This is a genomic window from Streptomyces flavochromogenes, from assembly GCF_000717595.1.
In the GTDB taxonomy this organism is placed as follows: Bacteria; Actinomycetota; Actinomycetes; order Streptomycetales; family Streptomycetaceae; genus Streptomyces; species Streptomyces flavochromogenes.
The window spans coordinates 68,104-82,093 of the sequence record NZ_JNZO01000009.1 but is presented as its reverse complement, the minus strand read 5'-3'; the positions used below and the strand labels follow the sequence as shown (position 1 = coordinate 82,093).

10 protein-coding genes are annotated in these 13,990 nt (G+C 72.4%); 6 read left to right on the top strand and 4 right to left on the bottom strand.

The window, feature by feature from the left end; translation table 11 throughout:
• Window positions 1-84: 84 nt before the first annotated feature.
• Complete coding sequence (locus tag IF00_RS0112790; protein ID WP_030317507.1) at window positions 85-1,962, top strand: AMP-dependent synthetase/ligase; 1,878 nt, start codon at window positions 85-87, stop codon at window positions 1,960-1,962.
• 82 nt (window positions 1,963-2,044) lie between these two features.
• On the top strand, window positions 2,045-3,286 hold the full coding sequence (gene hemW / locus IF00_RS0112785; protein ID WP_030317506.1) for a radical SAM family heme chaperone HemW: 1,242 nt from the start codon (window positions 2,045-2,047) through the stop codon (window positions 3,284-3,286).
• 48 nt (window positions 3,287-3,334) lie between these two features.
• On the opposite strand, the gene fxsT is transcribed toward hemW, so the two are convergent.
• From fxsT to IF00_RS0112765, 3 genes are all read right to left on the bottom strand, one after another.
• On the bottom strand, window positions 3,335-7,360 hold the full coding sequence (gene fxsT / locus IF00_RS41160) for an FxSxx-COOH system tetratricopeptide repeat protein (protein WP_245234507.1): 4,026 nt from the start codon (window positions 7,358-7,360) through the stop codon (window positions 3,335-3,337).
• 321 nt (window positions 7,361-7,681) lie between these two features.
• Window positions 7,682-8,482: a DUF3097 domain-containing protein gene (locus IF00_RS0112770; RefSeq protein WP_030317502.1), complete on the bottom strand. Its 801-nt coding sequence runs from the start codon at window positions 8,480-8,482 to the stop codon at window positions 7,682-7,684.
• Between the two features lie 10 nt (window positions 8,483-8,492).
• Complete coding sequence (locus IF00_RS0112765; RefSeq protein ID WP_030317500.1) at window positions 8,493-9,221, bottom strand: MBL fold metallo-hydrolase; 729 nt, start codon at window positions 9,219-9,221, stop codon at window positions 8,493-8,495.
• Between the two features lie 148 nt (window positions 9,222-9,369).
• Here IF00_RS0112765 and hrcA point away from each other — a divergent pair, with 148 nt between their 5' ends.
• The 4 genes from hrcA (at window position 9,370) to IF00_RS0112745 (ending at window position 13,587) form a co-directional block, all read left to right on the top strand.
• Window positions 9,370-10,389, top strand: coding sequence for a heat-inducible transcriptional repressor HrcA (gene hrcA / locus IF00_RS0112760; protein ID WP_030317498.1), 1,020 nt, complete (start codon window positions 9,370-9,372; stop codon window positions 10,387-10,389).
• On the top strand, window positions 10,390-11,526 hold the full coding sequence (dnaJ, locus tag IF00_RS0112755) for a molecular chaperone DnaJ (RefSeq protein ID WP_030317496.1): 1,137 nt from the start codon (window positions 10,390-10,392) through the stop codon (window positions 11,524-11,526).
• Between the two features lie 241 nt (window positions 11,527-11,767).
• Complete coding sequence (locus tag IF00_RS0112750; protein ID WP_030317494.1) at window positions 11,768-12,847, top strand: nitronate monooxygenase; 1,080 nt, start codon at window positions 11,768-11,770, stop codon at window positions 12,845-12,847.
• Window positions 12,844-13,587 carry a 16S rRNA (uracil(1498)-N(3))-methyltransferase gene (locus tag IF00_RS0112745; protein ID WP_030317492.1) on the top strand — a complete coding sequence of 248 codons (744 nt, stop codon included), beginning with the start codon at window positions 12,844-12,846 and terminating at the stop codon, window positions 13,585-13,587. Before IF00_RS0112750 ends, IF00_RS0112745 begins: the two co-directional genes overlap by 4 nt.
• On the opposite strand, the gene IF00_RS0112740 is transcribed toward IF00_RS0112745, so the two are convergent.
• Entirely contained in the window at window positions 13,584-13,973 is a 390-nt protein-coding gene (locus IF00_RS0112740) for a hypothetical protein (RefSeq protein WP_030317490.1), read from the bottom strand. The genes IF00_RS0112745 and IF00_RS0112740 overlap by 4 nt on opposite strands.
• Between the last annotated feature and the right edge of the window lie 17 nt (window positions 13,974-13,990).

The window sequence follows — 13,990 nt, the reverse complement described above, 5'->3', positions numbered from 1 at the left end:
GCCTTTACTCTGATCCCGGCTCGAAGGTTACTCGCCAGTTAGTTACGAACCACCAGAAGGCACCGCCGCCGCCCGGAGGACGTCGTGAGCGACACACAGACCCAGATCGAGAACCGGCCGCCCTCCGTGGCGACCCTCTTCCTTGAGCGCGTCGAGCGGACTCCGGATGCGGAGGCGTACCGCTACCCGGTGCCCGCCGCCTCCGGTGCCGGCCCGGACGACTGGAAGTCGCTCAGCTGGGGGCAGGCCGCCGAGCGGGTCTACGCGATCGCCGCGGGCCTCGTCGACCTCGGTGTCGCCTCCGAGGAGCGGGTCGCCCTCGCCTCCTCCACCCGGGTCGAGTGGATCCTCGCCGACCTCGGTGTCATGTGCGCGGGCGCCGCGACCACCACGGTCTACCCGCAGACCAACGCCGAGGAGTCGGCGTTCATCCTCTCCGACTCCGAGTCGCGGGTCCTCATCGCCGAGGACGCGGCCCAGCTCGCGAAGGCCGTCGAGCGCCGGGCCGACCTGCCGAACCTCCGCCATGTCGTCGTCATCGACGCCACCGGTGTGGAGAGCGACGGCGAGTTCGTCCTCACGCTCGCCGAGCTGGAGGCGCGCGGCAAGGGCTACCTGGAGAAGCACCCCGAGGCCGTCAAGGAGCGGGTCGCGGCGATCACCGCCACGCAGCTCGCCACCCTCATCTACACCTCGGGCACCACGGGCCGCCCCAAGGGCGTCCGCCTCCCGCACGACAACTGGTCGTACATGGCCAAGGCCATCGCCGCCACCGGTCTCGTCACCCAGGCCGACGTCCAGTACCTGTGGCTGCCGCTCGCCCACGTCTTCGGCAAGGTCCTCACCTCGGGCCAGATCGAGGTCGGGCACGTCACCGCCGTCGACGGCCGCGTCGACAAGATCATCGAGAACCTCCCGGTCGTCCAGCCGACCTACATGGCGGCCGTGCCCCGCATCTTCGAGAAGGTCTACAACGGCGTCGCCGCCAAGGCCCGCGCCGCCGGCGGAGCCAAGTACAAGATCTTCCAGTGGGCGGCCGGCGTCTCCCGCGAGTACGCCAAGGCCAGCCAGGACAACTTCCGCCGCACCGGGACCGCCTCCGCGCCGTTCGGCCTCACCGCCAAGCACAAGGTCGCCGACGCCCTCGTCTACGCCAAGATCCGTGAGGCCTTCGGCGGCAACCTGCGTGCGTGCATCTCCGGATCCGCCGCGCTCGCCCCCGAGATCGGCTACTTCTTCGCCGGCGCCGGCATCCACATCCTGGAGGGCTACGGACTCACCGAGACGTCCGCCGCCTCCTTCGTCAACCCGGGCGAGGCCTACCGCACCGGCACCGTCGGCAAGCCGCTCCCCGGCACCGAGGTCCGGATCGCCGACGACGGCGAGATCCTGCTCCGCGGCCCCGGCGTCATGGAGGGCTACCACGGCCTGCCGGAGAAGACGAACGAGGTCCTGGAGTCCGACGGCTGGTTCCACACCGGGGACATCGGCGAGCTGTCCGCCGACGGCTACCTGCGGATCACCGACCGCAAGAAGGACCTGATCAAGACGTCCGGCGGCAAGTACATCGCGCCCGCCGAGGTCGAGGGCCAGTTCAAGGCCGTCTGCCCGTTCGTCTCGAACATCCTCGTCCACGGCGCCGACCGGAACTTCTGCACCGCGCTGATCGCCCTCGACGAGCCCACCCTCCTCGGCTGGGCCGCCGACCACGACCTCGCGGGCAAGTCGTACGCCGAGGTCGTCGCCGCCCCGCAGACCGTCGCGATGGTCCAGGGCTACGTCGACCGCCTCAACGAGGGCCTCCAGCGCTGGCAGACGATCAAGAAGTTCCGCCTGCTTCCGCGCGACCTCGACATCGAGCACGGCGAGCTGACCCCGTCCCTGAAGCTGAAGCGTCCGGTGGTGGAGCGCGAGTACAAGGGGCTCATCGACGAGATGTACGCGGGGTCGCGGGAGTCCTGACCCCTCTCGCCGCGGACGCGGCCCCCGCCCCTGTGGAGAGGTTGTCCACAGGCCGGGCGTTCACCTCGGGCAGTACGGGACAATGGGGCTCATGCCTTCCGTACTGCCCGATGGTGAGTCCGTTCCCGACGACGGGGCGCTGCCCCCGCACGCCCTCGAAGGGGCGGGGGAGCGACCGCTCGGGTTCTATCTGCATGTGCCGTACTGCGCGACGCGCTGCGGGTACTGCGACTTCAACACCTACACGGCCAGCGAGCTGCGGGGGACCGGGGGCGTGCTCGCCTCCCGGGACAACTACGCCGAGCAGGTCGTCGAGGAGATCCGGCTCGCCCGGAAGGTGCTCGGGGACGACCCGCGGCCGGTGCGGACCGTCTTCGTGGGCGGCGGTACGCCCACACTGCTCGCCGCCGGCGATCTCGTACGGATGCTGGGAGCCGTCCGCGAGGAGTTCGGGCTCGCCGACGACGCCGAGGTGACGACCGAGGCCAACCCCGACTCCGTGAACCCGGCCTATCTGGCGGAGCTGCGGGCCGGTGGGTTCAACCGGATCTCCTTCGGCATGCAGAGCGCCAAGCAGCACGTCCTGAAGATCCTCGACCGCACACACACCCCGGGCCGCCCCGAGGCCTGCGTCGGGGAGGCCCGGGCCGCCGGATTCGAGCACGTCAACCTCGACCTGATCTACGGCACCCCCGGCGAGACCGACGACGACTGGCGGGCCTCCCTCGACGCGGCCATCGGCGCCGGGCCCGACCACATCAGCGCCTACGCGCTGATCGTCGAGGAGGGTACGCAGCTGGCGCGGCGCATTCGGCGCGGCGAGGTCCCCATGACCGACGACGACGTCCACGCCGACCGGTACCTCATCGCCGAGGACGTCCTCTCCGGGGCCGGCTTCGACTGGTACGAGGTGTCCAACTGGGCCACCTCCGAGGCCGGGCGCTGCCTCCACAACGAGCTGTACTGGCGCGGCGCCGACTGGTGGGGCGCGGGCCCCGGCGCCCACAGCCACGTCGGCGGCGTCCGCTGGTGGAACGTGAAGCATCCCGGTGCGTACGCCGCCGCGCTGGCCGCGGGGAAGACGCCGGGGGCCGGACGGGAGCTGCTCTCCGAGGAGGACCGCCGGGTCGAGCGCGTGCTCCTGGAGCTACGGCTCAAGGAGGGCGTCGAGCTCTTCCTCCTCAAGCCGGCGGGCCTCGCCGCCTCCCGCAAGGCCCTCGCCGACGGGCTGCTCGACGCCGGGCCGTACGCCGCGGGACGGGCGGTTCTGACCCTGCGCGGACGGCTGCTCGCGGACGCGGTGGTGCGGGACCTCGTGGACTAGGCCCTGATCGGCAAGAGACCCCCCGGGGCTGCCGTGATGCGGGGGGCGTCAGTCGACGTACGGCTCGAACTCCCAGGCGGGGCGGATGCCGCTCCGGGCCGACAGGGTGAGCGGGTGCCGGGAGCCGAGGGCCCCGGTGAGGCGGTGTACGGCGTCTTCCTCCAGTTTCTCGGCCTCCTCGGACTCGCGCAGACCGAACAGGCCCGGCAGGGCGCGCAGGTCGGCGGCGAGAGCGAGCTGGCAGGAGAGGGCCAGCGGGTGCTCCGGGCCGAGGGTCTGCTGGGCGCGCCGGAGGGTGTCGCGGCTGAGTTCGGCGGCGGCGGCGACCTCTCCCTTGTCGTGACGGGCCGCGGCCGTGTTGAGGGCGCAGCCCAGGGTCCAGGGGTGGTCGGGCCCGACCGAGGATTCGAGTCCCGCGAGCGTGGACTCCAGCATGGTGAGGGCGGCCGCCTGCTCGCCGGCGGCCCGCATCACCAGCGCCGTGGTGGTGACGGCGCCCGCGGAGACGGGGTGAGCGGGGCCGAGGAGGGCCCGGTAGCCGGTTTCCGCTTCGGCGCTGAGTTTCCTGGCCTGCTCGAGATCACCGTGCTTGCGCAGGAAGTGCGCGTAGAGGGTGAGGCACTGGAGGGTGATGTGGTGCCCGGGCCCGTGGATCTCGCCGGAGCGGTCCAGCAGCTCGGCGAGTGAGGTGTCCATGCCCTGCGGGTCGCCGTGACGACGGCACAGGGCGAGCTCGACGTCGGCCTCCAGCGTCTGCGGGTGGCGCAGGCCGAAGGCCTCCGCGTGGCGGCGGACGACCGCCGTCTGGTGGGCGAGGGCCCCCGCGTGCATGCCGAGGAGCCGCTGATCGCGTGTGACGGCGTTGGCCGAGGCGAGGCCGGCCAGGTGGTCCCTGCCGAGGAGTTCCTCCCGCTGGGCCCGCGTCAACAGGTCGTTCTCGTACGCCTCCCGGTAGCGTCCGAGGGCCCGGAGGGTGGCCGCGAGGTCGTGACGAGCGGCCAGGCTGCGGGGGTCGTCCGTGCCGACGAGCCGGATGGACCGGTCGAGTATCTCCCGCTGGAAGCGGTGGGCGTCCTCGTACCGGCCCAGGTGCCGCATGCCGTTGGCCACGGCACTCTGGGTGGTCAGTTCGGCGAGTTCGCCGTGCGGGTCGAGGTCCTTCGGTTTCCGCAGCGCGCGCACGCTCTGCTCGTACGCCTCCCGGAAGCGGCCGGCGGCCCGCAGGAGGTCGGCCTCCACGGCGGTCAGGCTGTGCATCGGCACACCGGCCGGGTCCATGAAGTCGTCCCAGTGCTGCCGGATGCGCCGGGCGAGCCGAATCCCCTCTCCGTACACGCCGCTGCTGGCGCAGAACCGCAGGCAGTTGAGGACGGTGGACTGGATACGGGGCGCGGTGCTGCGGAGCGCTCCAGAGGCTTCCAGGTGGGGCAGGATCGTGGAGTAGCGGTGCCACTGGCCGCTGTCCGTGGGGTCACCGGGGTCGGCCTCGGCGAGGAGGTTGCGGACGGCCTTGCGGTGGGCGTCGTGGTGCTCGCGGTCGATGAGCCGGGTGACGATGTCGTGCACCAGGCGGTGCATGTGGACCGACTCCTGGTCAGGGCCGCTCTCCTTCCCGGCGATGGCGGGGCGGGGTATCCGGGTGAGGATCGAATAGCTGGTGAGGGTGTCGAGCGCGCGGTTCCAGGCCGCCTGGTCCGTGGCGATCCAGCGGACATCCACGGGCAGGTGCGCCGCGGGGCCGCTGCGGAGCAGACCGAGCGGCTTGGGGCCGGGGGCTAAGGCGGCGCACAGGCTGAGCACCTGCAGAGCCTGCGGGTGGGAGCGGCGGAGCCGGTTGATCAGCAGCGACCACGAGGCGAGGGAGTCGTGGGGCAGGGAGTCCCCCGAGAGGGAGTCCTCGATGGTGGAGACGCGTCCGTCGCGGAGCCTGCGAAGGTAAGCGGCGGCCTCCTCCCCGGTCTCGCCCAGCCATGCGGCGGCCTGGACGACCGGCAGGGGTACGTCTCCGACCTCGGCGGCGACCTCGTCGGCCTCGGCCGCACTGATCTGCGGGGCGCGGCGCATCAGATGGCCGGTGGACTCGCGCCGGTCGAAGCCGGGGACCTCCAGGATGTCGGTGTGCTCGCGCCAGCCGCGGTTGCGCGAGGTGATCAGCACATGGCCGGGTCCCTGGGGCAGCATGACGTCGATGTCGTCGGTGTCCTCCCAGCCGTCGAAGACGACGAGCCAGCGCCCGTGCGGGTCGCCCCGGCGCAGGGCCTCCCGGACGGCGCGGACGCGCTCACCGGGCTCCCTGCCGACGGGCAGGGAGAGCCCGACCGCGAGTTCGCCGAGAGCGTCGCGCCGGACGGTGCGGTCGGCGGAGTTCACCCACCAGACGACGTCGTAGTCCGGGCTGAAGCGGTGCGCGTACTCGGCCGCGATCTGCGTCTTCCCGATGCCCGACATACCCACGAGCGCGAAGGCCGCAGTGCCCCGTTCGGCGTCCGTCAGCCGTTCCCGAAGGGCGGTGAGGAGGTCGTCACGGCCGGTGAAACGGGGATTGCGGCGGGGGACCTCGCCCCAGACGGCGGGGGGATCGGCGGGGTAGCGGATCGGGGAACCCGGCGGAACGCGCCGGGCGGCGGGTCGGACGGTCCGCAGAGTGAGCCTGGCGAGCAGCCGGGCCCCGGCCTCCTCCTCGTCGACGCCCCACAGACTCACCGGTTCGAGCGCGGCGGCCGCCGGAAGCAGGGTGCGGTCGGTGAGGCTGACGGCGGCGAAGCGGTCGGTGTGCTCGACGGCGAAGCCGCGCAGGAGATCGTTCCATTCCCCGTCCGGCCGGGCTCCCAGTTCGAAGAACCACTCGTCGAGGACGAGGAGGACGTGGCCACGGGGGAGCAGCAGATCACGGAACGTCTGCTCCAGGGGGACGTCACGGGGCGGGTCCCAGCGCTGGAGCGTGGCGCGGTGGCCGTGCGACTCCAGCCGTCGCGCGATCCACGCGGCCCAGGGCCGGTGGTAGCCCGCGAAGACGACGGTGACGTGCGACGCGACGTCCGTGTAGGCAGACCGGGCCTGTGTCTCGGGAAGGGACGGGGGCCCGGTTGCAGATTCGGGTCGGGGCCGGGGTGCGTCGTGCTCTCCCGGGCGCGCCTCCGCCACGCGATCGACCCGGAGCGAGGCCACCTCCTCCCGCAGCCGGTCCAGTTCCTCCTGGCGCCGGGCCAGCTTCTCCTCCATCCGGAGCCGGTCCGCATCCTCCTCGGCGGCGGCGGAGGCATCGGCCGCGAGCAGGGTGTGTTCCAGGTCGGCACAGCGTTGCTCGGCGAGCGCAACACGGAGTTCGGCCGCTTCGAGCGCCGCTTCCAGCTCGGCGACGCGTCGGCGCAGGGCCTGGTGGTCGGTGAGCATGCGGTGTTGTTCCGCGCGCAACAGGTCCAGCTCGATGCCGGTGGTCCGCCGCGCGGCCACCTCCTCGGTGAGCGCCCGCCGTTCGGCCTCCAGCGTCGCGACGCGTTCCTGGTGCTCCAGCAGGGAGGTGGCCACCGCGTCTGCCATGGTCCTGGCGAGTGCCTTCTCCTGGAGGGCTCCTGCCAGCTGGTCCTCCAGCTGCTGGACCTGCCAGGCGCGGCTGTTGGTCGACTTGAGTGCCGCGCGCTGCATACGGGTCATGGCCTGCCGGGCCTGCGGGGACATCGGGCGTCCCAGCTTCTTGCCGACGTCGTCCATCAGCGCGTTGACGAAGTGGTCGGGTGCGGCGGTCTCACCGCTGAGGTAGCGGCTGAGGCTGCTCGCGCTGTAGCGGCGCAGGACGGCGTACCTGCGCATGGTGGTGTCGAGTTCGAAGAAGCACCGGCGCAGCGCCTCGGCCAGCTCGCGGCGCTCGCCCACGACCTGGTCGGGGATCGGCCGCAGGCCCATGAGCAGGGCCTTCGCCACGTCGTCCAGCGGTACGAGCTCCGCGGAGACCACGTCGTCCGCTTCGCCGTGGTCCGTCGTGGCCGGCTCGTCCGCTCCGGAGTGGTCCGCCGCCGGCCTGTCCGCTGTGGCCCGCTCGTTCCCCTCGGGGTGTTCCGCCGTGACCTCATCCACCCGTGCCGCTCCTCCGGGTCGTGCTCGGACCGTGTCCCACAGCATCCGCAACGCGTATCGCTTGGCGCAACACCGCGTGGTCATCGGAGAGTTGGAGCATCAACCGGTCACCTCCGAAAGGCGACGACGATGAAGCGGAAGATCTCCCTCAAGGTGGGGCTCGCGCTGGTGGGCGCGGCCGTCTCCGGCGCGGTCCGGGCCGTGGTGGCGTGGCTCCTGGCCGGCGGGTCGCAAGGGGCCTAGTCGTGGTGGGGGGTGTGGGTCGGTCGGGCGTACACCGCTCGCGGCCCCCCGCGGCCGACACGGCTCCCGGGAACGCCCCTACGGCGCCGTCACGAAGTCGATCAGTTCCTCCACCCGGCCCAGCAGCTCCGGTTCCAGATCCTTGTACGTCGTCACCCTCGACAGGATGTGCTGCCAGGCGGCGCCCGTGTTCGGCGGCCAGCCCAGCGCCTCGCACACGCCCGTCTTCCAGTCCTGGCCCCTGGGGACCCGCGGCCAGGCCCGGATGCCCACCGACGCCGGCTTCACCGCCTCCCAGATGTCGATGTACGGGTGGCCGACGACCAGCACGTCCGGCGAGGTCACCTGGGCGGCGATCCTCGACTCCTTAGAACCCGGGACCAGGTGGTCCACCAGGACGCCCAGGCGGGCGTCGGGCGCGGGGGCGAACTCCGCGACGATCGACGGGAGGTCGTCTACGCCCTCCAGGTACTCCACGACCACCCCCTCGATGCGGAGGTCGTCGCCCCAGACCCGCTCCACCAGCTCCGCGTCGTGGCGGCCCTCCACGTAGATCCGGCCCGCGCGCGCCACCCGGGCCCGCGCCCCCGGGACCGCCACCGAGCCCGACGCCGTACGGGTGGGGCGGGTGGGAGCGGCCGACGGGCGGATCAGGGTCACCACCCGGCCCTCCAGGAGGAAGCCGCGCGGATCCATCGGGAACACGCGGTGCTTGCCGAAGCGGTCCTCCAGGGTCACCGTGCCCGCCTCACAGCGGATCACCGCCCCGCAGAATCCCGTCGTGACCTCCTCGACGACCAGGTCACGGTCGGCCGGGACCTCGGGAACGGGCGCCGAGCGCTTCCAAGGGGGCGTCAGGTCCGGGTTGTAGCTGCGCATTCGGGCGACGTTATGCGACGGAGAAGCGCGTTGCCAGTTCCTCCCGCTGGAGTCGTACGAACGTGGCGTCCACCACCGCCCCGTGCCCCGGCACGTACACCGCGTCCTCGCCGCCGAGCCGCAGCAGCCGGTCGAGGGCGTCCGGCCAGCGGGAGGGGATCGCGTCCGGGCCCGCCTGCGGCTCGCCCGACTCCTCGACCAGGTCGCCGCAGAAGACCACCTCGCGCTCACCCGGCACCAGGAGCACCAGGTCGTGGCCCGTGTGGCCGGGGCCGACGTTCGCCAGGAGGACCTGCCGGCCGCCCAGGTCGAGCGTCCACTCGCCGGAGACCACGTGCCGCGGGGCCACCAGGACGTCCACCGCCTCCGTCGCCGCCGTCTCGTCGAGCCCGTGCCGTACCGCGTCCGCGCGCAGCGCCTCCCGGTCCCGCGCCCGGCAGAGGAGCTCGTCCGAGCCCACCGCGCCGAAGACCTCCGCGCCCGAGAACGCCGCCGTGCCGAAAACATGGTCGAAGTGGGGGTGACTCAATGCGATGTGCGTCACTCTGCGGCCGCCCGTGAGGTCCGAGATCCGCGTCCGCAGCTCGGCGCCCTCCGCGAGCGAGGAGCCCGTGTCGTACAGCAGCACCGCCCGTTCGCCCAGTACCAGTCCGACCGTGGCGTCCCACCCGGGCAGCCGTCGCCGGCCCACCCCGTCCGCGAGCCGCTCCCATCCGTACGCTTCCCAATCCACGTCCATGCGGCGACGCTAGCCGGTGGAGGCGTCGCCACCTTGCCAGGAGCGATGCCCGCCGCCGTACACTGGCCGGGGGATCGCTGGCACTCGAACAGGGCGAGTGCCAAAAGCGGAGCAACCGGAACGACGACGACAGCTGGAGGTGCGCACGATGCTCAGCGAACGCAGACTCGAGGTCCTGCGCGCCATCGTCCAGGACTACGTCGGGACGGAGGAGCCCGTCGGCTCCAAGGCGCTCACCGAGCGCCACAAGCTCGGGGTCTCCCCGGCCACGGTGCGTAACGACATGGCCGTCCTGGAGGAGGAGGGCTTCATCGCCCAGCCTCACACCAGCGCCGGCCGCATCCCGACCGACAAGGGCTACCGCCTCTTCGTCGACCGGCTCGCCGGCGTCAAGCCGCTGTCGACGCCCGAGCGCCGGGCCATCCACAACTTCCTCGACGGCGCGGTCGACCTGGACGACGTCGTCGGCCGTACAGTCCGGCTGCTCGCCCAGCTGACCCGTCAGGTCGCCGTCGTCCAGTACCCCTCGCTGACCCGCTCGACCGTCCGGCACGTGGAGCTGCTCTCGCTGGCCCCCGCCCGCCTGATGCTGGTGCTCATCACGGACACCGGCCGCGTGGAGCAGCGGGTCGTCGACTGCCCCGCGCCGTTCGGCGAGACCTCGCTCGCCGACCTGCGGGCCCGGCTCAACAGCCGGGTCGTCGGCCGCCGGTTCGCCGACGTGCCGCAGTTGGTGCAGGATCTCCCCGAGTCCTTCGAGGAGCTCGAGGACCGCGCCACGGTCTCGACCGTGCTCGCGACCCTCCTCGAAAGCCTCGTCGAGGAGCACGAGGAGCGGCTGATGATCGGCGGCACCGCCAATCTCACCCGCTTCGGACCCGACTTCCCCCTGATGATCAGGCCCGTCCTTGAGGCTCTGGAGGAGCAGGTCGTGCTCCTCAAGCTGCTCGGCGAGGCCAAGGAATCGGGCATGACCGTACGCATCGGGCACGAGAACGCCCACGAGGGGCTGAGCTCCACGTCCGTCGTCTCGGTCGGCTACGGTTCGGGCGGCGAGGCAGTCGCCAAACTCGGCGTGGTCGGACCGACCCGCATGGACTACCCCGGAACGATGGGAGCGGTACGCGCAGTGGCACGTTACGTCGGACAGATCCTGGCGGAGTCGTAAGTGGCCACGGACTACTACGCCGTACTCGGCGTGCGCCGCGACGCGTCCCAGGACGAGATCAAGAAGGCCTTCCGGAGGCTCGCGCGCGAGCTGCACCCGGATGTGAATCCCGATCCGAAGACGCAGGAACGCTTCAAGGAGATCAACGCCGCCTACGAGGTCCTCTCGGACCCGCAGAAGAAGCAGGTCTACGACCTGGGCGGCGACCCGCTCTCGGCCTCCGGCGGAGGCGGCGCGGGCGGCTTCGGGGCCGGTGGCTTCGGCAACTTCTCCGACATCATGGACGCCTTCTTCGGCACGTCCCAGCAGCGCGGCCCGCGCTCGCGGACCCGCCGCGGCCAGGACGCCATGATCCGTCTGGAGATCGACCTCAACGAGGCGGCCTTCGGCACCACCAAGGACATCCAGGTCGACACGGCGGTCGTCTGTACGACCTGCTCGGGCGAGGGCGCCGCACCCGGCACCTCCGCGCAGACCTGTGACATGTGCCGCGGCCGCGGCGAGGTCTCGCAGGTCACCCGGTCCTTCCTGGGCCAGGTCATGACCTCGCGGCCCTGCCCGCAGTGCCAGGGCTTCGGCACCGTGGTCCCGACCCCGTGCCCCGAGTGCGCGGGCGACGGCCGGGTCCGGTCCCGCCGCACCCTCACGGTCAAGATCCCGGCAGGTGTCGACAACGGCACCAGGATCCAGCTCGCGGGCGAGGGCGAGGTCGGCCCCGGCGGCGGCCCCGCCGGCGACCTGTACGTCGAGATCCACGAGACCCCGCACGAGACCTTCCAGCGGCGCGGCGACGACCTGCACTGCACGGTCACCCTCCCGATGACGGCGGCCGCGCTCGGCACCAAGGTGCAGCTGCAGACCCTCGACGGTCTCGAGGAGATCGACGTCCGTCCGGGCACGCAGTCCGGCCAGTCGATCCCGCTGCACGGCCGCGGCGTCACGCACCTGCGAGGCAACGGCCGGGGCGACCTGATCGTGCACGTCGAGGTGCAGACCCCGGGCAAGCTCGACGCTGAGCAGGAGCGCCTCCTGCGGGAACTCGCCAAGCTGCGCGGCGAGGAACGGCCCACCGGACAGTTCCAGCCCGGTCAGCAGGGTCTGTTCTCACGGTTGAAGGACGCGTTCAACGGGCGTTAGGCGCGCGGCCGGGGGTCCGGGGGTCGTCCCCCGGGTCACAGCCCGGTCGGCAGGGTCTGTTCTCGGGGTTGACGGGCGCCTTCAACGGGCGTCGTGCGCTCGGCCGGGAGGCTCGTGTTCGACGGGCGTCAGGCAGGATCCGTGTACGGAAGGGGCGGCGACCGCGGACCGCGGTCGCCGCCCCTTCCGTGACCTGACGTACGGATTCGGCCCGGAAGCAGGGGCATGACACGATGCCCATATGTCCACCACCGCACTGAACGATCTCTCTCGGTTTCCGATCGTGCAGGCCCCCATGGCGGGTGGCGCCTCCTCTCCCGAGCTGGTCGGAGCCGTGTGCGCGGCCGGGGCGCTCGGCTTCCTGGCCGGCGGTTACAAGACGGCCGGAGGCCTCTACCAGGAGATCAAGCAGGTGCGGGGGCTCACCGCACGCCCCTTCGGCGTCAACCTCTTCCTGCCGGAGTCCGGGCGGCCCGCCGACCCCGCGTCCGTCGAGGTCTACCGGCACCAGCTCGCAGGCGAGGCCACCTGGTACGAGACCCCGCTCGGTGAGACCGACGACTGCCGTGACGACGCGTACGACGCCAAACTGGCGATCCTCCTGGAGGATCCGGTCCGTGTCGTCTCCTTCACCTTCGGCTGCCCCACGCCCGAGGTCCTCGCGTCCTTCGCGCGTGTGGGAACGTTCACGATCGTGACCGTCACCTCCGCCGAGGAGGCCCTCGCCGCCCAGCAGGCCGGGGCGAGCGCCGTCTGTGTGCAGGGCGCCGAGGCGGGTGGACACCAGGGCACGTTCCGCGACGATCCCGCCGACGACACCCCGGGCACCGGACTGCTCACCCTGCTCAGCCTGGTCCGCGAGAGTGTCGCCCTGCCGATCGTCGCGGCCGGCGGCATCATGCGCGGCGCGCAGATCGCCGCCGCCCTGGCCGCCGGTGCGGACGCCGCCCAGCTCGGCACGGCCTTCCTCTGCTGCCCCGAGTCGGGCGCCCACCCGCTGCACAAGCGGGCCCTGACCGACCCGCTGTACACCCGGACCGCCTTCACCCGGGCCTTCACCGGGCGTCCGGCGCGCGGCCTCGTCAACCGCTTCATACGCGAGCACGGGCCGTACGCCCCCTCCGCCTACCCCGAGATCCACCACCTCACCGCCCCGATCCGCAAGGCCGCCGCCACCGCCGGCGACGCCCAGGGCATGGCCCTGTGGGCCGGTCAGGGCCATCGCCTCGCCCGCGAGCTTCCCGCCGGGCAGCTGGTCGAGGTGCTGGCCGCCGAACTCGACACCGCTCTCCCCGAGCTGCCCCACAGGAGCGCCTCATGACCGCACCCGTCTTCGTCGTCGACGCCGTTCCCGGCCCCGGGAGCTTTCTCCTGGACGGCCCCGAGGGCCGGCACGCCGTCTCCGTGAAGCGGCTGCGGGAGGGCGAGGAGCTCGTCCTCGCCGACGGCCGGGGCCGCTGGGCCGCGTGCGTGGTGCTGGCCGCCGAGGGCAAGGACCAGCTCACCGTGCGGGTCGACGAGGTCCACGAGGACCCCGAGGAGGAGCCCCGTATCACCGTCGTCCAGGCGCTGCCCAAGGGCGACCGGGGCGAACTCGCCGTCGAGACCATGACGGAGACCGGGGTGGACGCGATCGTGCCGTGGGCCGCCTCACGCTGCATCACGCAGTGGAAGGGCGACCGGGGCCTCAAGGCGCTCGCCAAGTGGCGGTCCACCGCGCGCGAGGCCGGGAAGCAGTCGCGCCGCTCCCGGTTCCCCGAGGTCGCGGACCTGATGACGACCAAGCAGGTCGCCGCGCTGCTCGCCGACGCCGACTTCGCGGCCGTGCTGCACGAGGACCGCGATCACCCGAGCGGGGCGCTCGCCACCGCCGAACTCCCGGAGAAGGGCTCGATCGTGCTGGTCGTCGGCCCCGAGGGCGGGGTCTCCCCGGAGGAGCTCGCCGCGTTCGAGGCGGCCGGGGCGGAGCCGTACCGGCTCGGCCGGAGCGTGCTGCGGACGTCGACGGCGGGCACGGCGGCGACGGCGCTCGTCCTGGGGCGTACGGGGCGCTGGAGTTAGCCGCTCCCGGCCTCGGGCGCGCCGGGTCCGTCCCCGGCCGTCAGGGTGTCGTAGAGAGGCCAGCCGTCCTCGTCGTGGATGCCGTGGGCGCTCGGGAGCAGCCCGCGGGCCGCGGCCTCGTCCAGGAAGCGGCGTACGACGCCCGGCTCGTTCAGGTTGAGGATGGCGCCGGCGCCGGTCGCGGCGATGTCGCCCGCGCCGAAGGGGTAGCCGGCCACGACGCGGCCGGGGCCCTCCCGGAAGACCAGACGGAGCTGGGTGTGGCGGTTCTCGGCGCGGCGCAGGGTGAGGAACGTCAGGCAGTCCGGGGTGTGGTGGTGCCCGACCGTCCACAGCCACACCGTGGACCTCACCGTCAGCCTGCGCGGTACGCGGTCCCGTCTCATCCGGCGAAGTGTACGGA